Raw genomic sequence first — 24,246 nt, 5'->3', positions numbered from 1 at the left:
GTCGTGCCGGAGGGCGCTGGAGAAGGTCAGCAGGGCGACGCGGGGCCGTCGCAGGCTCAGGGCCCGGGTGATGGCGCCGACTCGGCTGCCCGGGGAGCGGTGGCCGCGGGCTTACGCGGCGTGGGCGAGTGGGCTGCCCGCCGGGTCGAAGGGGGCAGCCAGGGGGGAGCGGCCGGGGCCGGGGCCGGTCCGGCGGGCGGTGCGGACGCCGGTGCCGGGCGGGGCGGCGGCGGTCTGTCCGCCCGGGCGGGGGGCCGTGGTGTCGCTGCTGGTGGCGGTCATCGGCCTGCTCGGGATCGTGGCACAGCAGACCAGGTCCGTATGGCTGCTGGTGCTCCTGGTCACCGTCGCGCTTGTCCTGGTCCGCGTGCTCTGGCTGGCCCTGGCCTCCCACAGCCGGCCCCGTCGCGTACGCCGCCCCCGCCCGGGCCGTCGCGCCCGGCCCGACCACGTCATGCGCTCGCCGCGGGTAAGCGGTTTCGTGGACCAGGTGGAACGGGCCTACCAGGACGGCCACGGCCAGCGCGAGTGGCTGATCACCGCGCCGCTCGGCTACGGCAAGACCAGCGTGCTGGGCGCGCTGGCGGCCCGTTTCCGCAGGCGCGGGGCGCTGGTCGCCTGGGTCACCGTCCTGACCGCGACCGGCTTCGCCACCGCCCGTACCTGCCTGTACCTCGTCGAGGCCATCGCCAACGACCTGCGCGAGGTCGACCCCGACCTTGACCGGCAGCTGAAGGAGGCGATAGCCCGGGCCCAGACCAGGATCTTCGAGGAGACCTCGGTCGACTTCGTCCTGAACGAGCTGTCCGAGACCGTCAGCGGCGTGCTCAGTGGAGCCGGCCGCGATGTCGTCCTGCTGGTCGACGACGTCCACCACATCCTTGAGCCGGCGGCCGTCGAGTGGCTGCTGGCCCTGGGCAGGGCGGTCGTCGCCAAGCGGGCCGGGCTGGTCGTACTGGCCGCGGAGGAACCGCTCGGCCAGGTGACGGACCGACATCTCCTGCCCCTGGGGGTGATCTCCCGGGCACAGGGCGAGGCCGAGGCCGCCTGGCGGCTGGCGGGTCTGGGAAGGCAGAACAGGGACCGGCTGCCGGCGGTCACCGACCGGATCATGAAGGCCAGCGGTGGCATGTGCTTCGCCTTCGACTGGCTGTGCCGGCAGGTGGCGGCCCGCGGTCCGGCAGTCCTGGACACCGTCGTCTCCGACCACCTGGTCGACCAGCCGGTCGCCCAGGCCGCGACGGCGGCGCTCGACCGGCTGGACGAGGAGGCCGCGGCGATCGCCGGCGTCGCCTCGCTGCCGCTGACCGACTGGCTCGCGGTGCTGGACCGTTTCGGCGGGCACTACCTCGCCACCGTCCTGGAGGAAATCCTCGAGGAGCAGGAGGGGCTGACCCCGCAGGAGGCGGCCGCCGTGGTCTCGTGGCTGCGCGAGCAGGACCAGGAGATCCAGCCCTACGACGACGACCTGGAACTCGGCGTCAGACTGGTGCCCTTCCTCCAGGAGTTCCGCCGCGACAGGCTGCGCCGGCAGGACCCGGGCCGGATGGAGAGCCTGCGGGCCGTGGTGGAGCGCAAGTACTGGGGGTTCATCGACGCCGACCTCGACGAACCCGCCGATGTCCAGCTCGTGGCCATGCTCCGCTTCGAGAGCCCGCAGTGGCACGCCCTCACCCTGGAATGGCTGGACCACGCGCAGGGCGCGGGCTCCATGGCGGCGCAGGACGTGAGCCGGTCGTGCGCACAGCTCTTCCTCGCCTGTTACACCTGGTGGGACGCGTTCGTCCCGTCGTCGTACTGCACACAGTTGCTGGAGGAGTACGAGCGCCGCTGGCCCGCCGCGGCGTGGGTGGCCGACCTGCGGGCCGTGCGCGAGAACTTCGTCCCCGGCTCGTACTCGGTCCGCTGGCGCCCCGCCAACGACTTGCGCCGGTGGGTGAAGGCGGAGACGGCACTGAGGAGCCTGGCCGGGCACCTCGGCCTGTCCCCGGGCGCCGAGGCCGGCCACGGACTCCACGGCCTGATCGCCCTGCTGCGAGGAGCGGTCTGCCGCTTCCAGGGCCTGCACGACGAGGCCTTCCGCTGGTTCGGTGTGGCCCGCGAGACGATCCGGGAGAGCTGGATGACGCCCTGGATCGACTACCAGGTGGCCGAGACGTACTACGAGAACGGTCAGTTCGCGCGGGCCAGGGAGCTGATCGAGTCCGTGGAGCGCCGGGTCGCCGAGATCCACGACAACGACATGACGATACTGGTCGCCCAGATGCTGTCGGACCTGGAGTGGGCCGAGGGCCGGCCCGACAGGAGCGTGGCCTACGCGGTTCGCGCCGTCCTGTGGGCGCACGCCTACCACCTGCAGCAGGAGACCGACGGGGTCACCAAACCCAGTACGCCCAACGCCTACACCAGGCAGCGGCACGAGGAGGCGCACCAGCGGCTCATGCGCCGCCTCGATCAGCTCGGCAGACCCGCCCGGGCGGCGGCGAACGAGCAGATCGCGGCGCTGTTCGCGCCGTACTGGGACCGGGTACGGCTGACCCGTCCGGTACGCGGGGAGATCCTGCCGCCGCGTCCCACCCACGCGGACACCTTGCAGGGCAGCGAGAGCGACTACTTCAACGACATACGCGCACTGTACTTCGACCCCGCCCTGCTGCCGCCCCGCACCCTGAGCACCAGGCTGGCCGAGCCCCTCGGCGCGCCGCTCACCGGTGAAACCGCGGTGCCGAGCGGGGGGAACCCGCTGCGCCCCTAGCCGGTGAGCCCGCCCGGTCCCCGTCCCGTCAGTCCCAGGTTCCCTTCAGTCCCCCATCGACAGCGAAGGCGTACAGCATGTTGGTCCACGAGCTCACCACGCCGGGTGAGAAGACGCAGGCTCTCTATGCCGAGGTTCTCACCCCGTCCTTCCCGCCCGACGAACTGCACAGCCTGCGAACCCTGCACAGCGCGCTGGAAGCCGGCACCGGCCCGATCTGGATCGCCGAGGACGACGACGGGCGGATACTCGGCGGCGCCGTCGGCGAGTGGGACGCCGAGAACCGGGTCGTCCTGCTGTCCTACCTCGCCGTCCGGCCCGGGGTACGCGGCGGCGGGGTCGGCGGTTCGCTCCTGCGGGCGGCGCTCGACGCGTGGCGGTCCCGGCTGAGCCCCTGCCTGATCCTGGCCGAGGTCGAGGACCCCGCCCACTTCCGGGGCAGCGAGGCATACGGGGACCCGGCGGCGCGATGGCGCTTCTACCAGCGCCGAGGTGCCCGTGTGCTCGACCTGCCCTACTTCCAGGCGGCCCTCAGGCCGGACACCCGGCGGGTACCGCACCTGATGCTCGTCGTCCTGCACGCGGACCCCAAGTTCGGCGGAGCCGGCCCGGACACCGTCGATCCCGCGCCGTTGCGCGCCTACCTGGAGGGGTACCAGCGCGAGTGCGAGGGCGCGGTGGGCATCGACCCGCAGGCCATGGCGCTGTGGCAGGCCCTCGACCGCCCGGCCGGGATCCCGTTCCTCGACAGCCGGCCGTAGGCCGCGTCCGACACATCCCGTCCGCCTCGCGGTGCCTGGCACGACCTGGCCACCGGGGTGGCCGCACCCCGGCTGGAGTGCCGGACCCGCCGCCGCGGACGCCGGGGAGCCTTTGCTGTGCGACAGGGGGGCGGCTGTGGACCTCAACCTGGATGTCCAGGCGTTTCCAGCGGCCTTCCCAGACGTTGAAGCTGGGGTTCTGATGGACGGATCGGTCGTCGCTGCGTCCTTCGTGTGCCGGCCGGTGAGACATCCGCGCGTTGGTGCGGGGGGCGGCAACTCGAACGGATTTTGCGCCGTGGAGTGACATCGGTGCTCCCTGCGTTCGGCGGCGGTGCGTACGACCCGGTCGCCGAGGGCTGGGGGAGCCGTCCGTCGGCTGCCGTGGACTTGGGTGGGAAGCCGAGCCGCGGGTGGTGGCCCGCGCTGCGGGACGCCGGCTCGCGGCCGCTGTACTACCTGCCCGACCCGTGCATGGGCCGGGTTGCACACTCGGTTGCCGTCGGCGCGTGGCGGCCTCGCCGTGATCCACCAGCCGCTCCCGCAACCAGTCGCGGGACGTCTGCGAGGCGTGTCCGAGGAAGTTACGCCATGTCGACAGCTCCTCGAAGAAGTCCTCCTCGGCCGCGGTCCAACGGTGGCGATCATCTTCGCCAATCGCCGCCCCGACAGGACGCATCTAGGACAGGCCAAGGACCCGTGACCGTAGCGTCACCGCCAGGCGGTCGGGAGCAATGTTTCGTAGCCGGGGCCGACAGGAACCGCCGCGTTTCTGAAAGTCCTTTTGCTCGGTACCAGCACGAGGGAAGCACCTGTCCCGGTGAGGGGCATCAACGACGAGGGGGAAAACACCCATGCTGAAACGTGGGAAGAAAAAGCGTGTCATCGCCATGGCTGCCGCCACCTTCGCTCTCGCCGGCGGTGCCGCCGTCGGCGTCGGCGGCACCGCGCAGGCGGCCACCGCGCAGGTCAGCCCGGCCAGTTGCACGGTCATCGACATCGGCAACCCCGGCAACATCAACATCGACGGCATGTACGCGGGCCAGGTGGAGCAGCAGTACGACAGCTGCGGCAGTGTTCGAGCCCACTTCCAGTACTCCCAGAGATTCTGGGCCGCCCACAGCGGAACCTTCTATTCGGCGAACCCATGCGTGCAGACGCTGGACTACGTGCCGCAGGTGTGCACAAGCGGGGACACCGTCGACGCCCCGACGCTGGACGTGTACACCCTGTGGGTGCCCATCCACTCAGCGAACCCCGACACCTGGCAGGCGGTCGTCAAAAGTCCCGACGGCTGCTCCGAGGCCGGTGGTTCCTGGCACGCCTACGCCAACGGCGCCAATTGGGGTGCTTACTCCTCCTGCTGACCCGTACGGCGGCGCCGAAGGCTGAGCGTGCAGTGACCTGCACGTGACAGCATTGGAGGTCACCGACTGCCCCGGACGTCCCCGACGTCCGGGGCAAGGGCCTGGGGCGGGCCCTGTTGGGCACGGCCCTGGCCACCCTCGCTCAACGAGGTGCGGCCGAGGCTGTGTTGTACGTGGACGGCGCCGCCCCCGGCACCGCGCGCGACGGCGCCGCCGCCAACCGCATGCACGACGCTCGTCACCGAGCGGGTCTGGGAGGTACCGGCTGTCGGCGGGATGGTCCTCTGGCCCCGCCGGCGTGGATCGAGCGGCGGCGGTAGGGCGTTTGTGGCCCTGGTCAAGGGCATCGGGCTGCTGTACTGGTGGCTGATCGTGTACTGCCTGTACTGGCCGTTGCGCCTGCTGTAGTGGGAGCTGCCGCGGTGGGTGTGGCGGCGGCGTGGCGCGGCTGTACCTAGAAGTCAGGGCTCGTCCGTCTCCAATTGGCGGGCGTAGTCGGCGCGCAGTCGGTTGAGTGCCCTGGGTGGTGGTTCGATGGAATCGCGAACCAGCCGCGCGCGGTCGAGGAACTGCATCAGTTCCCGATGGTTGACGCGCCGCCACCACCATTCGCGCGATAGACGGCGCCGCTGACCCGGTCGCGGAGTGTCCGGGTCAGCGGGTTCAAGATGCGGACGATGTTGCGGGCACGGTTCTCCTCAAGGGTCGCCACGTGCGGCGGAGGGGCGTGGCGGGCCCTGTTTCCTGGTTCTGGCGGGCCGGGCGCCGCAGTATGGGGGCGGCGGCGCCCCGGCGGTCAGTCGTTCTCGATCAGCTTGTTGAGGAAGTCGGCGTTGGCGTTGACGTCGTGCCCGAGCACGACAGTCTGGCGGGCTGGCGCGGCGCAACTCGTCCAGCAAGACGGCATGCAGGCGGAGCCGGACACCGGCCTCGGTCCACTCCCGCAGCCGACGCCAGGCCGTCACCCCGGAGCAGCTCACGGTCTCCGCGGGGACGTCGCGCCAGGCGACACCCGTCCGCAGCACGTACATGACGCCGGCGAGTGCCACGCGGTCCGGAACGCGCAGCCGCCCTGGACAGCGTTGGCGCCGTTCGGGAGCAGGCGACACACTGCCGACCGAGATCGTCGAGTGCAAGACCCGCAGCTCAAACCACTCCAAAACGATCAGTTAGGGCGATGCCGCTGGGTCATCGAACTCACCATCCCCTGGCTGTCCGGCTACCGCCGGCTCAGCCCCCGCTACGAACTCGATCCCCGTAACCACCTAGCCTTTCTCGGACGAGCCGCCGCCCTGCGCTGCCGCAAGCGACTCATCCGCCTCACCACATGGGCCACGGTGTAGTAGCAAGCCTGCTTCGCAGCCTCACATTTCTCCGGCCTGCGTCGTCGTGTTGGTGAGGGCAGCGACTGGTGTCCCGGAACGGAGTGAGGAAATGAAGGTTTTCATCGCTGGTGGGCGCGGCCGTGTCGGGTCCCGCCTTGCTGACAACCTGGAGGCCAAGGGCATCGAGGTGGTCACGGGAGGACTTGAGGACGGGATCGACGTGCTCTCGGGCAAGGGGCTCGCCGAGGCGCTCGTCGGAGTCGACACCATCGTGGACGTCCTCAACACCCCCCGCTTTGATGCGGAGGGGGCAATCTCGTTCTTCGAGGGAGCGACCGACAACCTGACTGCGGAGGGCAAGCGGGCAGGTGTGCGTCATCACATCGTGCTCTCCATTGTCGGCGTCGGGGAAGGAGACGCATCCGAGATCGGGTACTACCTCGGTAAGGTGGCGCAGGAGAAGGCGGCGCGATCCGCTTCGATCCCCGCCACCATCATTCGGGCCACCCAGTTCCAGAGCTACATTCCTGTCCTCATCGACCAGCACACCGTGGACGGAAAGGTTCTCGCTCCGAGGTCATTCATCCAGCCCGTCGAGCTGGACGAAGTCATCGAGCTGCTCGCCGAGGCTGTCACGACGCTGGAGCCGGGAAGTGTGGTCGAGATCGCTGGACCCGACCGGTTCTACCACGACGACCTCTTCCGTGCCACTCTGGCCGATCGCGGAGACGATCGTGAGGTTGTGACCGTGGACGGGCAGGAGCCCCTCGAGGCCATGGTTCCACGCGGCGCGTACCGGACAGGCACCGTGCGGTACCCGATTACAGGGATCCCCACTGTCTGAATGCGATAGTGGAGAGAGGCGGGAACGTCTGACCGCCAGGCAATAGGTCAGGCGTGCTGCGCTCCAATGGGAAAGGGTGCCCCATGTCGGAAGATCTTCCTCTCGAATCCGCGGAGTTCGGAAAAGCCGAGCGTGATGAATCACACGCCCTCGATTCGATCATGGCGGAACGGCATCGTCTGCTGTCGCTGGCCTTTCGCATGATGGGCACCCTGGCCGATGCCGAGGACGTCGTGCAAGAGACATATGTGAGGTGGTACCGCCTTGAGCCCGAGGAACGCGACGAAATTGCCGCGCCCGCAGCATGGCTGATTCGAGTTGCGAGCCGCATCTCACTCGACCTGCTGGGTTCCGCGCGGGCGCGACGGGAGACGTACGTCGGGCAATGGCTGCCCGAGCCGGTTCCAGCTGACCTCTTTGCAGACACAGCGATTACGCCACTGAACTCCAGCCGTCTCGCTGCTGATCCGCTCGAACGTGTCACTCTCGATGATGCCGTCAGCATGGCATTGCTGACGGTGCTCGAGGCCATGACCCCGGCAGAGCGAGTGACGTTCGTGCTGCATGATGTGTTCGGAGTCCCGTTTGACGAGATTGCTGGTGTCGTAGGTCGTTCAGCAGCAGCAACAAGACAATTGGCAACGTCCGCACGCCGCCACGTTCGACGAGGAAGACGCGCACAGGTGTCTCCCCGCCAGCATGATGAGGTTGTTCGGGCATTCCGTGGTGCAACTGCCAGAGGGGACATCGAGGACCTGCTCCGCGTGTTGGCTCCCGACGTCGAACTACGAGTGGACGGCGGCGGCTTCGTCAATGCCGCACCTCAGGTCATCCGTGGGTCGGATCATGTAGCCCGGTGGTTCATGGGAGTGATGCGCAAGCAGCCCGCCCTCCGTCTTGAGCGACGCGACACGGCCGACGGTCTCGGATACATTCTTCGAAATGAGGGGCGTCGATACGGAATGGTTACCTTTGACGTCAGTGATGAAGGCGTCACGAACGTGTGGCTGATGCTGAATCCAATGAAGCTAACGAATTGGTCACTCTGATCCTTTTAGAGTGGTTTGAGCTGCGGGTCTTGTACTCGACGATCTTGGTCGGCAGCGTGTCCGGGGCGGCTCGTCGTCGGCCGGAGGGGGTGGCATACAGGGGTTCGTATGGCGGGACGGGCGGAAGCTTGCAGCTCACGGGCTGTTCTCCCACACGTGGGCGGGACAGGCGGGCGCGTGCTGCTCGCCGAGGCTGGTCCACCAGGTGTCGCAGGTGCATTCGGGTGGCAGCGCGGTTGCGTCGTCGATCGCGTCGCGCAGCGGCCCGGACATCTGGCCGTGCCGGTAGACGGCGACGGTGCGGAGCAGCCGTGCCGAGTGGTGGAGCTCGCGGTGCGCGGCGGCCAACAGCACGATCGACGCGATCAAAAACACCGCGGCGTATCCGCCGTGCCCGTGCGTGGCTGCGTTGGCGCTGGCCAGCGTCGCGGTGAGGTAACTGATGCCGAACAGGCAGACCATCAGCGAACTGGCCCGCGTCACCGCGAGCCTCCCTGCCGCGTGCGTGCGGGCGGGTTCCGGGCCGGGAGGGACGTCGGCGATCCGGGCGCGGGACGCAGACGACAAGTTCTTTTCGGAGCACGTCAGACACGGCCACGGACCGCCGGCCGGGTGGCTCCACGCAGCAAGGGCGGTGTCCGTGGTAGCGGTTGCGTCGCAGTCAGGGCCGCTGCAGCAGGAATTCACGCACTTCGCCGGGCGTGCTGAGCGTCACTTCGCTCCTTCGGTGTCGTCATGAGGCCCGGCCGGTGCGCCGGGCCGCGGGGTCGAGGAGGGGCGGTGGGCAGCGACCAGGGCGCGGGTGGCGGCCTGCGCTCCGTAGCGGCGGGCGGCGGCGTCCTGCCCGTGGGCCTGGAGGAACCGCAGGACCTCGCCGGACGCGATGCACTGCGGCAGCGGCAGCGGCAGCGGCCGGGCCGGCCGCCGTTCTTGCGTGCCACACAGTAGGCAGCCGTTCGGTGCGGTCGGGTCGGCCGGCCCGCCCGCCCGGGTGGCGGGCGCATGCGCTGGCCCGGTGGGCGCCGCGTGCCTGGGCGACGAGTTGCCGGGCTCGGTCGACCTCGCCGGCGATCTCCGCCAGTGTCTGGCCCATCCGCGCTGTTCGTGCGCCCCTGCTGTTGCAGGGGCGCACGGCATCCTCCCACTGACCCGCGGCGACCAGTCGATCGACGACCTCGCGTATCTGGGCGGTGGTGACCGCGATGACGTCTGCGCCGGGAGCCAGTCGGATGGCGTCCAGGAGTGCTGTCCACGACGCGCGCCCGGTCTCCAGCGCGGCGACGATCGAGTACGGCCAGCCGGGGATCCTCAGGTGCTTGTTGTCGCCGTACCCGTAGGTGTGGCAGAAGCACCGGTCAGGGGCGGTGTCCGCGTCCGGCCGCAGCCACGGTGAGATGTCCACCGCCAGGACCAGGCGCCCGTCGGTCGCCTTGGGTAACGGCGCCGCCGAAACGCCGGCCACCCCTGGCCGCTGCGCCTGCGTGACGGCACGGTCGGCGAGGTGCGCCTGAGGATCGACCTGCCGTTCGGTGTGCCCGCCCCCCGACCCTACCGGGTGCAGGATCTCGACCTGCGGCCCGGCGACCGCCTCGTCCTCTACACCGACGGCATGCAGGAACGCCGGGCCGTACGTGTCGACCTGCCCGGCTTCGTGCGCGACACAGCCGCCGAGCACCCCCGCGAGGTGGTGCGCAGTCTGACCGCCGCGGTCACCGAGGCGTGCGGGGGCCGGCTGCAGGACGACGCCACCGTGCTGTGCCTGGACTGGTACGGCCCCCGCGCGGAGGCGGCCACATGTGACCCGCGCTCTCGGCAGTCCGGCTCTCGCTTCCGGCAGTGTGACGGTGCCGGGACCGGTCCGTAACACCCACGGCGTCCTCGGCCCGCGGCGGCCCGGCCCGGGACAGGTGGATCGGTCCGGTGGGTGCGGAAGCGGTCCCGTGGGCAGCGGTCGGGCGCACAGATCCCTGCCGTACGGCGTCCTGACGATCACGGGGGGAGGCTCTCGGGGCCGTGGGGGAGACGCATCTCCGCAGTGCCCCGGGGCGGGACCGCAGGGCCGGTCGAGTGACAAGCGAAGGGCGCAGTGGCCTATGCGGCTGTATTCAGGGGCAGGTCCGGGCGGCAGAGCCGGCAGGGCACGGCGCCGGGCCGGACGAGGGCGGCGCGGGCCTGGTCGGCCGTGGCGGGCTCGGAAAGATCCCGGCAGGCGTGGCAGGAGCCCCGGTGCACGATCCGTGCCGGGCCGCGCCGGGCGCCGAAGTACACGGGCTGCTCGATCCTCCAATCGGGTGTGACGCCGTGCCGCTCGGTCGGCACCTGCTCGTAGGGCTGGCCCTCGACGGGTTCGCAGCGCGTCGCGGGGGCGCGGAAGTCGACGGGCGCGGGTTCGTCGGCCAGGCGGCCGTAGGTCCGGGTGGCCGACGGGAGATGGATCTGCAGGTCGTACCACCACGACCCGTCGCTTTCGCGGCGCCGGCGCTTGACCACCGCGTACAGATGCTGGCCGTCGTGAAGCTCCACGCGCACCAGCGGTCCGTCCGCCGACGGCAGCTCTTCGCCCCGCGAGGGCCCCGGCCGTCACCGCGGTCGGTTCCGGCATGGCGGGCAGCGGCCGGTGGGTTTTGCGTGCGAATATGCGGACAATGGGTGATTGTGGCGGCATGCACAGCCATGAGGGGTCGATGAGCGCGGACGGCGAGGCGGGGGCGGCCGGCGGAATCTCCGTGCGGCGCCTGGCCGAGCTGCGTACCTGGAACCTGTGGCTCACCCTTCTGCATCTGGCCCAGGCCGCGGTCATGGCGGCGCTTGCCGGGGGCTTCTCCGTCGCCGTGACCTCGTCCATCCCCGCGGGACCGCCCGGGACCCCGCCGCCCCGCCCCGACGCACTTTTCGACGTGCGGATCGGCTGGGCCGTGGCGGTCTTCCTGGGACTGGCCGCGCTGGACCACCTGCTGACGGCGTCGGCCTTCCGCGAGGTCTACGAACGCGACCTGCGCTCGGGCATCAACCGCTTCCGGTGGGCCGAATACACGCTGAGCGCGACCCTGATGGTCATTCTCATCAGCCTGTACTCGGGCATCACCGGCATCGACGCCTTGATCGCCGTCGCCGGCGCGAACGTGGGGATGATCTTCTTCGGATGGCTCCAGGAGCGCATGAACCCACCCGGCCGCACGGCCACCACGATGCTGCCCTTCCGTTTCGGTGCCGTCGTGGGACTCGCCCCCTGGATCGCCATCGTGTTCAACCTGGTCCGGGCGGGATCCGTTCCGGGCTTCGTGTACGGCATCGTCGTCGTGCAGGCTCTGCTCTTCTTCAGCTTCGGCGCGAACCAGTGGCTGCAGTACCGCCGGATCGGCAGGTGGAGCGACTACGCGCACGGCGAGAAGGCCTATCTCGTACTCAGCCTGGTCGCCAAGTCCCTCCTGGCCTGGCAGATCTTCGCCGGGTCCCTGACAGGGTGACCGGGCGCCGGACGAGCCTGCGGCGGGACACCTCCCGGCCGAGGCGCCAGGTTCGGTCGGACTTCCCAGGCCGGGCTCTGCAACTGATCGTTGTGCACGATGACGTCTGCGTGGTCGGCCGGACGGGCTGTGGCGAAGTAGAGCTGCTGGGCGGGGCCGCCGGGGCCGAGCGGATCGAGCAGGACCCGGCACAGCGCGGCGTGGTCGTGGGCGTCGAAGTAGCAGCCTTCGGCGGAGTACCCGATGTACATCCGGGTCCTGTTCGGCATGGGCCCGCTCACCCCGGACTACGTCAACGGGCTCGTCGACCGGTTGCTGTGACCTCAACCCGGTTTCCCGCGGTCGGCACCCGGACCCGGCGCCAGGGCTCGGCGAGGCGCTCGCCGGCAGGACCGGGTCGTGGCCTGCCGGCAGGACCGCCTCGTCCTTGAGGAGACTGATGCCCGAGCCGTACGGGAACGACGCGCGCGCAGCCTGCTGACCCCTGCCCCTCGCCTCCCGCACGGGAGCGAGCCGTCCGGCACCGATCCGCCCGCGGTGATCACGGCGGGCCCCGGCCCCGCACCTGGAACAGCGCCCGAACCGGGTCCGCGCCCGCCAGGATCCTGCCTCCGCTGCCGGCAGGACCTCCATGTCCTGCCGCACCGACCGGGCGTGGACCCACCGCCCGTCCCCGCCGTCGCCGGCCTGCGTCGGGATCACCGCAGCGACAGGCCGAGGGTCAGGGCTTGCCAAAGATCGGAGCTCCCGGGTCTGTACAGCCTTGACGGGCTCGCCGTATAAAGCACTGACCCGATGTTAAGCGGAAGACCGACTTCACCAGGGTGCGGATTTGCGGGATGACATCCGAAGTACCGTGACATATCGGGCACTCCATGGCTTCGATCATCGGATCAATCAAGGTGATCGAGGCTGCTGCCAGTCGTACTCGCTGTGGAGGCACCGTGTCATTGAGCCCGTTCCGATCCCCTCACTCATCCCCACCCGGACGCCGTACCCGGTCGATGGTGGCCGGCGTTGCGGCGTTGCTCACCGCCGTGTCCGGCGGCGCTCTCGTGGCCGGAACCGCGCCGGCCGGAGCGGCGACCACCTCCACCACCGCCTGGCGCGACGGAGCCTTCGGCCTCGACCCCCTCGGCGTCGTCAGCCGTGACGACATCGTGATGACCGAGGCCGGCACCAACCCCAACACGTCCATGCCCCTGGGCAACGGCTCGCTGGGCGTGGCCGCTTGGGCGGCGAACGGGTTCACCGCCCAGCTCAACCGGTCGGACACGATGCCGTCGCGCAAGTCCCCGGGCCAGGTCACCATCCCGGGCCTCTCGGCGATGACACAGGCCGCCGACTTCAGTGGCCGGCTCGACCTGACGAACGGTGTGCTGGAGGAGTCCGGCGGCGGAATGTCGATGAGGGCGTGGGTCTCCACCACCACGGACGAGCTGATCGTCGACGTGTCCGGTGCGAACCCGGACGTCACCCAGACCGCTTCGGTCAGCTTGTGGTCCGGTCGTCACCCGGCTGCCGCGGTTTCCGGCACGACCGGCACCCTGGCCGAGACCTGGAAGGACGACTCCGGTTACGGTGCCAGCGGGCAGACCTTCGGGACGCTGGCCGCCCTCACGGCCAACGGCCGCAACGTCACGGCACAGGTCGCCGGTTCGACGAAGGTGCAGCTCAGCTTCACCCCGGACGCCAGGGGCGACTTCAGGGTGGTGGTGGCCGCTCCCCACTGGGCCGGTGGTGACGCCGCGGCGACCGCCGCGCAGGTCATCGGTGACAGCGCCACCCTGCCCGAGCCGGCACTGCTGGGCAGGCAGAACGCTTGGTGGCACCGGTTCTGGGCGCATTCGGGCGTCGTGGAGATGGACTCCGCCGACGGGACCGCGGCCTACATCGAGAACCTGCGGACGCTCTACCTCTATGACGCGGCCGCCAGTTCGAAGGAAGGCACGTACTTCGGCAGCCAGGCCGGTGAGGCCGACATGTTCGCCTGGGCCCAGGACAAACAGACCTGGGCGCCGAACGACTACTGGCTGTGGAACCTGCGCGGGGAGATCTCCGCGAACATGAGCTCGGGCAACTACCGGCTCAACACGCCGATCTTCGACATGTACATCAACGACCTGCCGAACATCGAGGCGTGGACCAAGGAGCAGATGGGCGGTCTGCCGGGTGCCTGCGTGCCCGAGACCATGAGCTTCAACGGCAACGGCTACTACCACGACGGCCCGGTCGCGTCGGACGCCTCGTGCGCCCTGGGCGCGGCGCCGCAGTGGAACGCCCTGAACATCAGCAGCGGCGCGGAGATGTCGCTGTACATGTGGGAGCAGTACCAGGGGACCAAGGACATCCGATTCCTGCGCAGGGCCTTCCCGTTCATGGAGGCGACCGCCCGGTTCCTGCTGGCATACCAGCAGGTGGGCTCCGACGGGCTGCTGCACGCGGTCGCGAACGCGCACGAGACCCAGTGGTCGGTGCAGGACCCCACCATGGACATCGTCGCGGACCGGACGCTCTTCCCGATCGTCGTGCAGGCCGCCGAGATCGTCGGTGACGCCTCCGCCGGGGACCCGTTGCCCGACCGGCTCGCCGCCGCGCTGCGGCAGATCCCCCCGTACCCGCGCACCGACACCAGAACCAGGTCCCAGCTCCTCAACCCCGGCTACTCCGAGGCCGAGACCCGAGCCGCCGACGCCACCGGCACCGACATGATCGGCATCTCCTACCAGCCTGCCGCACGGCGGCACAACGGCGAGAACATCGAGCTCGAGCCGCTGTGGCCCTGGAACCAGGTCGGCGACCAGGACGCCAACCTGTTCGCCCTGGAGCAGCGCAGCTACGCCAACCGGCCGAACAAGGCCGGCAACGACTGGTCCTACGACGCGGTGGACGCGGCCCGGCTCGGGGATTCCGCCCAGGTCGAGGCCGACCTCGTCTCCAGCACCGAGGCCCACCAGGTCTACGTCAACGGCCTGGCCGACATCAACAACTCCATCGGCTACCAGCCGTACCAGGAACAGTCCGCCAACGTGGCCACTGCGGTCGACGAGGCACTCGCCCAGGACTACGACGGCATCATCCGGTTCGCGCCGGCGTGGCCCTCCGACTGGGACGGCAGCGGTTCCGTCTACATCCAGCACAAGGACAAGGTCGACGTCCAGGTCGAGGGCGGTCGGCTCGTCACAGCCGCCATCGAAGCCGCCACCACCGAGAGCCTGCGGGTCAAGAACCCCTGGCCCGGCCAGCAGGTCCAGGTGGTCGACGGCGGCACCGGAGACGTCGTCGTCGCCCCGACCTCGGCAGCCGTGCTGGCACTGAACGCCCGGGCCGGGTCCTCCTACCTGGTCGAGCGGCCCGGCGCACCGACCACGGCCCTGCCGTACGCACAGGTCACCGGGGTCCCGGCCACTACGGACAAGCGCCTGGGCAACCGGAAGATCGGGCTCGACGACACGCCGACGCCTCCGCCGTGCGCCACCCCCACGACGCCGCTGCTGGCCGCCTACGACCCTGCGTCGGGGACCACGGTCACCGACGCCTCCGGGAACAAGCGCGACCTGGCTTTCACCAACGAGCCAGCGTCCTACGCTTCGGACGGACCGACCGGAACGGCCGCCGCCCTGGGGAACGGCGGATACCTCAGCTCGGCGGCGACATCGTTGGGCTTCGTGCCCGACGCGACGTTCGCGGTGGAGGTCAAGGCGGAGCCGGCGTCCACGTACCGACGGATCTGGGACTGGAAATCGTCAAGCGGGGGTGACGGCGACGGACTTCTCATCGATCTGACGCCGTGGAACTCACTTCGCCTCATCACCACGGGCACGAACCACGGCTTCGCGACCCAACTGCCCATGGACACATGGGTGAACCTGGTGGTCACCGTGGCCGACACCGGTGACGTGACGCTGTACCTGGACGGCCGGCAGGTCGAACAGACCACCATAGGAGAGACCGAGCCCCCTGGCATCAACGGCTGCGCGACGGGTGAGGTCCACCTGGGAGCCGACCAGGGTGGCGGTCAGACCCTGACCGGTGAGATCGACCGAGCCGCGGTGTTCAACCGAGTGCTGACCCCCAGCGAGGTGGCCGACTGGCAACACGGGGCCGGCCTGTCCTGAGACGTGCGAACCGCTCGTGCGGGGCCCACGGCCGGTGCCGGCCGTTGGCCCCGCACGCAGGGCCGTCCGCGCCACGGCCGGACGGCCCGTCGCCGCGGATGCGACGGCGCACCTCCGGTCGGCGCTCGACGCACGGTGTGCGCCGGCATGAGGACTCCGGGTAGGGGGACGTCCGGGCGACCGAACAGCCGATCTCCGCACTGCTCGCGGTGGCTGATGATCCGTCCGGGCCGGGACACCACGAGCACCGAGGTCACCTGGCAACGCCTGATGACGGGACGCCTGCGCCCGCCTCGGCGCCCCCTGGCGCGCGCACCGCGCGGATCCCGGTGAGCTCGCGCGCCCCGGTCGTGCTCCCCGGACCACCTCGCTGTCGATCTCGCGGGCCCTCGAAAGCCGTCCGCCGCGACCGGCGTCTCTGGACGGATCGCGAGGAACACGCTATAACACATCCGATGTATCGACGGGTTTTTGTCGCATCCCCCCACAGTATTGCGACGCCTCAGGAGGACCTGTGTCCCACCGTCCAGGGCTGTTGCGGCATGCCGCCGCCACTGCGCACTTCATCGTTCACGCGCCGTCGGCGGTGACGGTCCGTTCCTGCACACCGGCGCCGATCACGGTGACACTCGGTGGGCGCAGCGAAGGTTTTCCCCAGAACATCGGAGGGGTCGTCTCCCGCTCGCATGAGGTGATCGGCAAGGCGAACCCGTCGGACAACCGGTTCCCGCCGCTGGGCTGCGGGGCGCCGGGGGTCCCGCAGCCCAGCCGGACCGTGACGGTGAGGCTGTGAAGCGGCCGTAACCCGTCGGCGTCCCGCCTCCGGCGCGGTATCGCGCCTGGGCGGTCCGCCGGACCGGCGGCTGCCGGGCCGATTTCGCGCATCGAACCGGACGTCCGGGACGATGACCGGATCACCGTGTCAGGGACGGTCGTTGCCGGCCTCCGTGGCCGGGCTCCACCCAGGCGCAGGTCGCGGTTCCCCGAACGGCGACCGCTTCCCGCCGGGGGGCGTCGACCGACTCCTGGACGCCGTCGCCGCACGAACTCCACCGCCCCCTGGCCGGCTCCGGCGCCATGCGTGCCGGCGGACGCTTCCCGCCGGGCGGTGTACACCCTCGGCCGCCTGTGGGAGCGCTCCCATCGTCAGGCGGCCACCCCCTCCGAGTCCAGTCCGACCGCACACCTGCGATCGGAAACGACACCCGACAGCAGAGGAATGCATCTGATGAGCCTTCAGATCACTACACCCGGCGGGACCGCCCCGCCATCAGGAGCCGGCGCGCCGTTCCTGTCCCGCCGGTGGCGCACTTTCGCGGTGGTCCTCGTGGTGATGGTGGCGAGCACGGTGATGGTGTTCGCCGGCCGGAGCAGTTCACAGGCGGCGACATGCGACACGGCGCTGACGGGATGGGCATCCGTCCCCGGCGACGGCGTCGCGACCACCACGGGTGGCGGGAACGCCACCCCCCAGACCATCACCAACCTGTCCGACCTGAAGAAGTACGCCGGTGACTCCACCCCGCGCGTCCTGAAGATCTCGGGGACGATCGTCACCGAACCGGACGCGGTGGACATCGCGAGCAACAAAACGGTGATCGGCGCCGACGGGAACGCCAAGATCCAGGGCGGCATCAACATCCGGGCGGGCAGCAGCAACATCATCGTGCGCAACCTGAACATCCAGGGCGCCGGGTACGGCAACTACAACCCACCCGACACGGTGGCCGCGCGCGGCGCCAACCACCTGTGGTTCGACCACCTGAACCTCTGGGACGCAGGGGACGGCCTGATGGACCTGACCCAGGGCTCGGACTACCTCACGGTGTCGTGGGTGAAGTTCTGGTACACGACCACCTCCAACCAGCACCGCCTCGTCAGTCTGATCGGTTCGGGCGCCGACCACGACGACACCGACCTCGGCAAGAACAACGCCACGTACCACCACAACTGGTTCGCGGACCTCACCGACCAGCGCATGCCCCGACTGCTGTTCGGCAAAGGGCACATCTACGACAACTACTACACCAACCCCAGCAACACCTACGCGATCGGCGTCGGCGCGCTCGGCTCGGCGCTCATCGAGAACAACTACTTCAAGGACACGCACAACCCGCACCAGTTCATGTATGTCCGGCCGTCGTACATCGTCGCCCGGGGCAATGTGTACGACCACACGACGGGCTCCCGGGACACGGGCGCCGGGGGCACGGGCGGCGGCGTCACGCCCTTCACCACTCCGCCGTACCGCTACACCGCCGATCCGGCCGCCGACGTCCCGTCGCTCGTCAGCAGTTGCGCGGGGCCGCGCATCGGCTCGTCCCTGCCCAGCCCGCCGCCCACCACTACTCCGCCACCGGTCGGCGGGGTGTGCGCCGCGGACTACCGCACGGTCGGCTCCTGGTCCGGCGGGTACCAGGGTGAAGTCACCGTGACGGCGGGCAGCAAGCCCATCAGCGGGTGGACCGTGAAGTGGAACCTGAGCAGCGGCCAGGCCATCACCCAGCTGTGGAACGGAAACCTCAGCACCAGCGGCTCGGCCGTGACGGTGAAGAACGCCGACTACAACGGTGCACTGCAGGCCTCGGCCTCGACGACGTTCGGCTTCACCGCCAGCGGAACGCCGACGTCACCATCGCTCACCTGCGCCGGCCCATGACGGGAGCGGCCGGCGCGTGACCTCGGTCCGCACCTGCGGCGAACCGACGCACAGCACGGACGTCACGCTGCCGGCGCGCTCTCACGGACCGACAGAGCATCACTCCACCTGATATGGGCGCAACGGTGCCCGGGCGCGGGGTGCGCCCGGGCGCCCTTGTGACCACGCCGGCCGCGCAGGCGCCCCGCGGCCGAGGCCACCGCGCGCCCGTCCCCCGGCGCCCGCCCGGGTGAGCAGTCCGGTGCTGTTCGGGTCGGCCGTCGGCGAGCCACTGGGCGAGGCCGCGCAGCCCGGTCGCCCACCGCCCCAGGTCGGTGGCGTCGGCGTGCTCTGTGACGACGGTGAGCAGTTCGGCCACCGCCTCGTCCGGCCGCCGGGCCTCGTTGAGGGTCAGGGCGCGGAAGACACGTACGGAGTCGGAGCCGGGGAACTGCTCGCGGGCGCGGTCGAGCACCGCCAGTGACTCGTTCAGCCGGCCCAGCCACCTCAGGGTGCTGGCGTACTGGCACAGGCACCGGCGCAGGACGTCGCCTTCGAGGCCGAGGGCGAGCGCCCGCTCGTAGTAACCGCGGGCGGTCTGCTCCTGGCCCGCGGTGTCGTAGGCGCCGCCCACCTCGTACACGAGGACGGAGTGGTAGGGGTGTTGGGCGAGCAGTTCCTGGAAGTAGGCGATCGTCGGTGCCATGTTCGTCCGGTCGCGCCGGTCGTAGCCACGCCTGATGGCCTCTGCCAGTTCGGGCGTCACTTCGGTCGTCACTGCTGCAGCCTCCCCGTACCCACGAGCTTGAAGATCAGCGCACTCTTACCCGCAAGCCCGGTCCGCGGCGCCCGGCCGAGGACCGGCCGGGCGCATGCGGCGCACCCGTCCGTACCCCGAGGGACGGCCCGGAGGACAGGCGCCCAGCCGCTTTCGCGTGCGCGCGCGGCGGCGCACCCGGCTCACGGGGCCGGCGTGGCCGCGTCGGGTCGGCAGAGGCGGACCGGGCCGTCCGGTTCGGCCGGGAAGGAGTGGTCCAGGTGCCAGCCGTGCTCGGCGGCGACGGCGAGTACGGCATGCGCTCCGGCGCCCCGGAAGTGCCAGGACGCCACGTTGACCCGGCGCAGGATACGGCCCTCCTCGGCCAGGTAGCCCCGGCGCGGGTCCCGTTTGGTCTCGGCGGCGAAGAGGCGCGGCAGCCGGGTGCGGAGGTGGGCGCGGTAGGCGTCGGCGCTGTCGCGCAGTTCGAGGGCGCGCAGCCGCGGCATGAAGACCATGGTGAGCAGCGGCATCGCGAAGCGCCGTCGCAGCGGCCCCCACGGCTCGCCCCGCCGGGGCGCGGGCCCGTACGGGTCGGGCAGACCCGTGTGCGGCGGGGGCGGGAGGAACCGGTGCAGACGCAGTTCGCTGCGCGGGTCCCGGGTCCCCTGCCAGTCCACCGACCAGCCGCGCCGCCCGGCCAGCCGCTCGATCGCCGCCGAGTCCAGCCCGCGGTAGTGGCGCACCGGGAGTACGCACTCGGCCCGCCGGACCCCGCTGGGCGGCAGCTTGGCCGCCTGCCAGCCGCTGCTCTTCTCCGCCTCGGGGAAGAGGTTGGCGAAGCGCTCGTCGGTGAATGCCGCCCACAGGTCGGTGCGCCCGGTCCACTCGGTACGCAGCCGGCGCCAGGAGATGGCGGTCTGCTTGAAGGCGAACACCGCGCCGGGCAGGCCGAGGTTGCCGTCGCCGAGGATGTCGATGGCGACCACCAGGGCCAGCAGGGCGAAGGCGAGCGCGGCCCACACGGGGATGTAGACGTACTGAAGCACGTACTGCGCGGCCAGGCCGGTCCGCGAACGCCGCGGGGCTGCCGTGAACTGCCTCTCGCCGACTCCTGGTTGTGTCTGCCTCGGCGGTGGCGTCGCCCCCGAGGGAACCCAGCCGCCGCCCGCCGGGGCCCGGTCCGTGCCCGGCCGGCCGGGCACCGTGCCCGCCGGCGGGGCGCCGCCGTACCCGCCCGGCCCGTAGGGCGAGCCGCCGTACGCCGGGTGGCCACTGGCGGACGGGCCGTACCCGGAGGGGCTGCCGCCTGCGGGCGGGGGTCCGTAGGGACCGCTCGCGGCGGCGGGACTGCCGTTGGGACCCTGGCCCCCCGGTGGTGTGCTCACAACACGCTCCTCGCTGCACGGCGCCGGCACACGAGGCGGGCCCGGCGCCCCCTCGCCGTGCCGGAAGCCTAGCCGCAGTGCCGCGCGCCCGGACGTGGGGGCCGGGCGCGTCAAGGTCTGCCGCGCAGGCCGGTGCCGGGCGGAGCACGGCGGGGCCCTCCCGTCCGCGTGAAGGCATCACCGCGCACGTCCGCGCGGCCGACTCCCCGGACCCGGGCCCTCGGACTGGTCCGAGGGCCCGGGATCCCCCGGCCCGGACGGACGGCGGGCTCCCCAGCGCGGTGAAGGTGCGCTGACCCGGCGGCCGGCAGGTGCCCCCGGTCACGGCACCTGAGCGGCGTTGCCGAACCGGCCGAACAGGCCCCTTACGCGGCCGATCCGGTGCCTTGCGAAGCTCCCGCTGCCCTGCGGCGAATGCACCCCCTGGACGCCGCGAGCGACCGGCTGACCTTCCCGGGCACAGCACCAGCCGGGCGGCAGCGCGAGTCCCCCTCCGGCCCGGCGCGGACCGAGGTGGTGCGCCCGAACCTCGTGCCTGCGGTCGCCGGGCCTGCCCGCGCACGCACGGGCGGGGGAGGACGCGGGGGCGCGCGGGGCGGCTTTCACGTCCTGTCCTCATGGCGGAGGCCTTGCAGGACGAGGATGTCGAGGGTGCGGGGGCCGTGGACGCCTTCGACGCGGGCGAGTTCGATGTCGCTGGTGGCCGAGGGCCCGGAGACGAAGGTCAGAGGGCGGGACGGGTCCAGCAGCGCGAGGGCGTCGGGGACGTCGGCGGTGATCCTGTCCTCGCGGACCACGCACAGGTGGTAGTCGGGGAGCAGGCTGAGGGCGCGGCGGCCCATGCCGGGACCGCCGTCCAGGACGACGGTCCCGGTGACGGCGATGGCGGCGGCGGCCGTGGTCAGTACGCCGTCGGCCCGGTCGAGCGCGGGCACGGTCAGCGGTTCGCGCAGGATCCGCCACGGCCCCTCGGGCAGCAGCTCCTCGGGGAAGCCGGGCGGGACCACCAGGGACGACAGCCCGCGGTCGGCCAGGATGCCGCCAAGGACCCGGCGCGCCCCGGACGCGTCCGCTTCGGTCACCCGGGCGCCGTAGCCGGCGACCCGTTCGGTGAACAGTGTCGGCAGGCCGGCCGGGCCCGCGTGGCTGCGGCGGTAGTGGCGCGGGACCGGAACGTGCTCGGGCCGCTCCTGCGGCGGTACGTCGGCGAGCGCGTCCCGCACGCGGCCGAGGATGGTGTCGCGGCTGTTCACCGGTCGGCGGTTCCTTCCTCTCGGCGGTCCCGCCACCAGGCGCGGAAGGTCTCGCGTGGCGGAACGGGGGTGTCGCGGGCGTCGCTCCAGCCGCGCAGCGGCCCGGGGAGCGGGCCCATGACGCCGCGCCTGCCCAGCAGCCGCCCGCCCCACGCTGCCGCCTTCTGGGCGGCAACCAGACGCGCGGGCTCGGCCAGGACGGCGGTCGCGGCTTTCATCATGACGGCCTCGGGAGTGGGGGTGCGCCGCCTCGCGCGCGTGTTCTCGACGACCCGGGCTCGCAGGTGGGTGAGGACTTCGGGAATGTCGATCATCACCGGGCAGACTTCGTAGCACGCCCCGCACAGCGTCGAGGCGAAGGGGAGCGTGTCGGCGTGACCGCCACTGACCAGTTGGGGGGTCAGGACCGCGCCGATGGGTCCGGGGTACACCGAACCGTAGGCCCGGCCGCCGGTGCGTTCGTAGACCGGGCAGACGTTGAGGCAGGCCGAGCAGCGGATGCAGGCCAGTGCTTGGCGGCCGACGGGATCGGCGAGGGTGGCCGTACGCCCGTTGTCGAGGAGGACCAGGTGGAAGGCGCGGGGGCCGTCGCCGGTGGTGGTGCCCGTCCAGGTCGAGGTGTAGGGGTTCATCCGCTCGCCGGTGGAGGAGCGCGGCAGCAGCTGCAGGAACACCTCGAGGTCCTGCCAGGTGGGCAGGACCTTCTCGATGCCCATGACGGTGATCAGCGTCTCCGGCAGGCTCAGGCACATCCGGCCGTTGCCCTCGGATTCCACGACGCCGATGGTGCCGGTGTCGGCCACGGCGAAGTTGGCGCCGCAGACCGCCACCTTCGCGCGCAGGAACTTCTCCCGCAGGTGCAGCCGGGCGGCCTCGGCGAGGGCGCCCGGCTCGTCCGTCAGCTCCTCCGGTGACGGCCGCCCCCATGCGGCCATCTCCCGGAGGAAGATGTCGCGGATCTCCGCCCTGTTGCGGTGGATGGCCGGGACCAGGATGTGGGAGGGCCGGTCGTCGCCGAGCTGGACGACGAGCTCCGCCAGATCGGTCTCGTAGGCGCGGACGCCGGACCGGGCGAGGTGCTCGTTCAGGCCGATTTCCTGGGTGGCCATGGACTTGACCTTCACCACTTCGTGCGCTCCGGTGCGGCGTACGAGGTCGGTGACGATGCTGTTGGCCTCGGCGGCGTCGCAGGCCCAGTGGACCGTGCCGCCGGCCCGGGTTACGGAGTCCTCCAACTGCACCAGGTACCGGTCGAGGTGGCGCAGGGTCCGGCGTTTGATCGCGGCGCCCGCCTCCCGCAGCTGCTCCCAGTCGTCCAGCTCGGCAGTGACGGCCGTGCGCTTGTCGCGGATGGCGGTGGTCGCCGTGCGCAGATTGCGGCGCAGCTGCGAGTCGGCCAGGGCCTCGCGGGCGGCTTCGGGGAACGGAGGGCTGCCCAGCCACACCACGTTGGTGCCGGTGCCGGTGCCGGTGCCGGTGCCGGGAGTGGCGGCGGCACGCGACCCGTGCTTGTCGACCGACCTCACCACGGCGCACCGTCCCCGCTCGTCGCGTCGCCCGCGGTCGCCCGCGCCGAGGACTTCACCTGGGGCTTCACCTGGGGCTTCACCGGGGATTTCACCGGGGACTGCGTCGAGGCGAGGATCTCGGCCAGGTGGAGGGTGCCGATGCCGGTCCTGAGCCGGGACAGGCCGCCGCCGATGTGCAGCAGGCAGGAATTGTCGGCCGCGCACAGCACCTCCGCGCCCGTGGCCATCACGCCGTGCAACTTGTCCGCGAGCATCGCCGTGGAGGTGTCGGCGTTCTTCACCGCGAAGGTGCCGCCGAAGCCGCAGCAGGACTCCGCGCCGGGCAGTTCGACGAGGTCGATGCCGCGCACCGCGCGCAGCAGCCGCAGCGGCTTGTCGGCCAGGCGCAGCCCGCGCAGCGAGTGGCAGGTGGGGTGGTAGGTGACCCGGTGCGGGAAGCACGCGCCGACGTCGGTCACCCCGAGCACGTCGACGAGGAACTCGGTGAACTCGTGAACCCGCGCACTGACGTCGGCGACCTCCGACCGCAGGCGCTCGTCGCCGTACTGCCCCGCCAGGACCTGGTGGTGGTGGCGGACCATTCCCGCGCACGACGCGGAAGGGGTGACGACGGCGTCGTAGCCGGCGAAGGCCCGGACGAAGCCGCGCACCAACGGCATCGCCTCCGGCCGGTAACCCGAGTTGAAGTGCATCTGGCCGCAGCAGGTCTGCGCGAGCGGGAACTCGACGGTGTGGCCGAGCCGCTCCAGCACCCGTACGACGGCCTTGCCGGTGTCCGGGTGGAGCGTGTCGTTGAAGCAGGTGATGAACAGGGCGATACGCATTACGGGGCCCCCTTCGCGGTGGGTGCGCCGGCCCGGGCGCGGCCGGCGGAGAGTTGCCCGGCCCGCGCGGCGTCCGGGCGCCGTGCGGGCGAAGCGGCGCCGGCGTCGCCCGCCTTCGCCGGGGGGACGCAGGCGGTGTGGCCGGGGTATGTGCCGGCGTCGTGGCGGCGC

18 protein-coding genes and 6 pseudogenes are annotated in these 24,246 nt (G+C 71.1%); 14 read left to right on the top strand and 10 right to left on the bottom strand.

Features of this window, described 5'->3' with window-relative positions; all coding sequences use genetic code 11:
• Positions 1-256 precede the first annotated feature (256 nt).
• The 5 genes and pseudogenes from K7G61_RS21770 to K7G61_RS36535 all read left to right on the top strand — a co-directional run bounded on the left by K7G61_RS21770 (position 257) and on the right by K7G61_RS36535 (position 5,291).
• Positions 257-2,755 (top strand): hypothetical protein, encoded by a 2,499-nt coding sequence (locus tag K7G61_RS21770; RefSeq protein WP_225848603.1) that lies wholly within the window; start codon positions 257-259, stop codon positions 2,753-2,755.
• Positions 2,756-2,832: 77 nt separating this feature from the next.
• Positions 2,833-3,516: a GNAT family N-acetyltransferase gene (locus K7G61_RS21765; protein WP_225848602.1), complete on the top strand. Its 684-nt coding sequence runs from the start codon at positions 2,833-2,835 to the stop codon at positions 3,514-3,516.
• Positions 3,517-4,370: 854 nt separating this feature from the next.
• Positions 4,371-4,883, top strand: coding sequence for a hypothetical protein (locus K7G61_RS21760; protein WP_225848601.1), 513 nt, complete (start codon positions 4,371-4,373; stop codon positions 4,881-4,883).
• Between the two features lie 92 nt (positions 4,884-4,975).
• Positions 4,976-5,203 (top strand): annotated as a pseudogene (locus K7G61_RS37335) (hypothetical protein); the annotation flags it as partial.
• A complete protein-coding gene (locus K7G61_RS36535; RefSeq protein WP_263984677.1) occupies positions 5,160-5,291 on the top strand; it encodes a hypothetical protein in 132 nt (43 codons plus the stop codon). The pseudogene K7G61_RS37335 and the gene K7G61_RS36535, both read left to right, overlap by 44 nt.
• 455 nt (positions 5,292-5,746) lie before the next feature.
• Here K7G61_RS36535 and K7G61_RS21755 read toward each other — a convergent pair.
• Positions 5,747-5,986, bottom strand: a pseudogene (locus K7G61_RS21755) (transposase); the annotation flags it as partial.
• Positions 5,987-6,043: 57 nt separating this feature from the next.
• Between K7G61_RS21755 and K7G61_RS21750 the strand changes: the two are divergent.
• The 3 genes and pseudogenes from K7G61_RS21750 to sigJ form a co-directional block, all read left to right on the top strand.
• A pseudogene (locus K7G61_RS21750) lies at positions 6,044-6,226 on the top strand (IS5/IS1182 family transposase); the annotation flags it as partial.
• Positions 6,227-6,317: 91 nt separating this feature from the next.
• Positions 6,318-7,052, top strand: a complete 735-nt coding sequence (locus K7G61_RS21745) for an SDR family oxidoreductase (RefSeq protein ID WP_225848600.1) — start codon at positions 6,318-6,320, stop codon at positions 7,050-7,052.
• An 83-nt stretch (positions 7,053-7,135) separates the two neighbouring features.
• A complete protein-coding gene (gene sigJ, locus K7G61_RS21740; protein ID WP_225848599.1) occupies positions 7,136-8,101 on the top strand; it encodes an RNA polymerase sigma factor SigJ in 966 nt (321 codons plus the stop codon).
• 135 nt (positions 8,102-8,236) lie between these two features.
• Here the strand turns inward: sigJ and K7G61_RS21735 are convergent, their stop codons facing one another.
• Positions 8,237-8,584, bottom strand: coding sequence for a hypothetical protein (locus K7G61_RS21735; protein WP_225848598.1), 348 nt, complete (start codon positions 8,582-8,584; stop codon positions 8,237-8,239).
• 297 nt (positions 8,585-8,881) lie between these two features.
• On the opposite strand from K7G61_RS21735, the gene K7G61_RS21730 reads away from it, so the two are divergent.
• On the top strand, positions 8,882-9,049 hold the full coding sequence (locus tag K7G61_RS21730; protein ID WP_225848597.1) for a hypothetical protein: 168 nt from the start codon (positions 8,882-8,884) through the stop codon (positions 9,047-9,049).
• Between the two features lie 192 nt (positions 9,050-9,241).
• On the opposite strand, the pseudogene K7G61_RS36530 reads toward K7G61_RS21730, so the two are convergent.
• Positions 9,242-9,554: pseudogene (locus K7G61_RS36530) on the bottom strand (transposase); the annotation flags it as partial.
• On the opposite strand from K7G61_RS36530, the pseudogene K7G61_RS21725 reads away from it, so the two are divergent.
• Positions 9,552-9,965 (top strand): annotated as a pseudogene (locus tag K7G61_RS21725) (PP2C family protein-serine/threonine phosphatase); the annotation flags it as partial. The pseudogenes K7G61_RS36530 and K7G61_RS21725 overlap by 3 nt on opposite strands.
• 227 nt (positions 9,966-10,192) lie before the next feature.
• Here the strand turns inward: K7G61_RS21725 and K7G61_RS21720 are convergent.
• Positions 10,193-10,630 (bottom strand): DUF6233 domain-containing protein, encoded by a 438-nt coding sequence (locus K7G61_RS21720; RefSeq protein WP_225848596.1) that lies wholly within the window; start codon positions 10,628-10,630, stop codon positions 10,193-10,195.
• Between the two features lie 134 nt (positions 10,631-10,764).
• Here K7G61_RS21720 and heR point away from each other — a divergent pair, with 134 nt between their 5' ends.
• Positions 10,765-11,568 (top strand): heliorhodopsin HeR, encoded by an 804-nt coding sequence (gene heR / locus K7G61_RS21715; protein WP_225848595.1) that lies wholly within the window; start codon positions 10,765-10,767, stop codon positions 11,566-11,568.
• Here heR and K7G61_RS21710 read toward each other — a convergent pair.
• The gene (locus K7G61_RS21710) at positions 11,496-11,837 is read right to left on the bottom strand and encodes a hypothetical protein (protein ID WP_225848594.1); all 342 of its coding nucleotides are present in this window, start codon (positions 11,835-11,837) and stop codon (positions 11,496-11,498) included. The genes heR and K7G61_RS21710 overlap by 73 nt on opposite strands.
• Between K7G61_RS21710 and K7G61_RS21705 the strand changes: the two are divergent.
• The 3 genes and pseudogenes from K7G61_RS21705 to K7G61_RS21695 all read left to right on the top strand — a co-directional run.
• A pseudogene (locus tag K7G61_RS21705) lies at positions 11,809-11,889 on the top strand (TetR family transcriptional regulator); the annotation flags it as partial. The gene K7G61_RS21710 and the pseudogene K7G61_RS21705 overlap by 29 nt on opposite strands.
• Before the next feature lie 683 nt (positions 11,890-12,572).
• Entirely contained in the window at positions 12,573-15,686 is a 3,114-nt protein-coding gene (locus K7G61_RS21700; RefSeq protein WP_225848593.1) for a LamG domain-containing protein, read from the top strand.
• Between the two features lie 1,228 nt (positions 15,687-16,914).
• Positions 16,915-18,345: a cellulose binding domain-containing protein gene (locus K7G61_RS21695; RefSeq protein WP_225848592.1), complete on the top strand. Its 1,431-nt coding sequence runs from the start codon at positions 16,915-16,917 to the stop codon at positions 18,343-18,345.
• Here the strand turns inward: K7G61_RS21695 and K7G61_RS21690 are convergent.
• The 5 genes from K7G61_RS21690 to K7G61_RS21670 all read right to left on the bottom strand — a co-directional run bounded on the left by K7G61_RS21690 (position 18,326) and on the right by K7G61_RS21670 (position 24,075).
• On the bottom strand, positions 18,326-19,102 hold the full coding sequence (locus tag K7G61_RS21690) for a tetratricopeptide repeat protein (protein ID WP_225848591.1): 777 nt from the start codon (positions 19,100-19,102) through the stop codon (positions 18,326-18,328). The genes K7G61_RS21695 and K7G61_RS21690 overlap by 20 nt on opposite strands.
• 182 nt (positions 19,103-19,284) lie before the next feature.
• On the bottom strand, positions 19,285-20,469 hold the full coding sequence (locus K7G61_RS21685) for a hypothetical protein (protein ID WP_225848590.1): 1,185 nt from the start codon (positions 20,467-20,469) through the stop codon (positions 19,285-19,287).
• Positions 20,470-21,071: 602 nt separating this feature from the next.
• Positions 21,072-21,722, bottom strand: a complete 651-nt coding sequence (locus K7G61_RS21680) for an LUD domain-containing protein (protein ID WP_225848589.1) — start codon at positions 21,720-21,722, stop codon at positions 21,072-21,074.
• Positions 21,719-23,170, bottom strand: coding sequence for a lactate utilization protein B (locus tag K7G61_RS21675; protein WP_225848679.1), 1,452 nt, complete (start codon positions 23,168-23,170; stop codon positions 21,719-21,721). The genes K7G61_RS21680 and K7G61_RS21675 overlap by 4 nt, the downstream gene beginning before the upstream one ends.
• Before the next feature lie 74 nt (positions 23,171-23,244).
• Complete coding sequence (locus K7G61_RS21670; RefSeq protein ID WP_225848588.1) at positions 23,245-24,075, bottom strand: (Fe-S)-binding protein; 831 nt, start codon at positions 24,073-24,075, stop codon at positions 23,245-23,247.
• Between the last annotated feature and the right edge of the window lie 171 nt (positions 24,076-24,246).

Source organism: Streptomyces sp. HPF1205 (genome assembly GCF_020400825.1).
GTDB lineage: Bacteria > Actinomycetota > Actinomycetes > Streptomycetales > Streptomycetaceae > Actinacidiphila.
The sequence above is the reverse complement of the archived record's forward strand: the minus strand, read 5'-3'. Positions and strand labels throughout refer to the sequence as shown.

Bases quoted from the DNA above. Each gene is read 5' to 3' on its own strand.
- K7G61_RS21765 (WP_225848602.1), top strand. From the start codon at position 2,833: ATGTTGGTCCACGAGCTCACCACGCCGGGTGAGAAGACGCAGGCTCTC.
- K7G61_RS21760 (WP_225848601.1), top strand. From the start codon at position 4,371: ATGCTGAAACGTGGGAAGAAAAAGCGTGTCATCGCCATGGCTGCCGCC.
- K7G61_RS36535 (WP_263984677.1), top strand. From the start codon at position 5,160: ATGGTCCTCTGGCCCCGCCGGCGTGGATCGAGCGGCGGCGGTAGGGCG.
- K7G61_RS21745 (WP_225848600.1), top strand. From the start codon at position 6,318: ATGAAGGTTTTCATCGCTGGTGGGCGCGGCCGTGTCGGGTCCCGCCTT.
- sigJ (WP_225848599.1), top strand. From the start codon at position 7,136: ATGTCGGAAGATCTTCCTCTCGAATCCGCGGAGTTCGGAAAAGCCGAG.
- heR (WP_225848595.1), top strand. From the start codon at position 10,765: ATGCACAGCCATGAGGGGTCGATGAGCGCGGACGGCGAGGCGGGGGCG.
- K7G61_RS21710 (WP_225848594.1), bottom strand. From the start codon at position 11,837: ATGCCGAACAGGACCCGGATGTACATCGGGTACTCCGCCGAAGGCTGC.
- K7G61_RS21700 (WP_225848593.1), top strand. From the start codon at position 12,573: ATGGTGGCCGGCGTTGCGGCGTTGCTCACCGCCGTGTCCGGCGGCGCT.
- K7G61_RS21695 (WP_225848592.1), top strand. From the start codon at position 16,915: ATGAGCCTTCAGATCACTACACCCGGCGGGACCGCCCCGCCATCAGGA.
- K7G61_RS21670 (WP_225848588.1), bottom strand. From the start codon at position 24,075: ATGCGTATCGCCCTGTTCATCACCTGCTTCAACGACACGCTCCACCCG.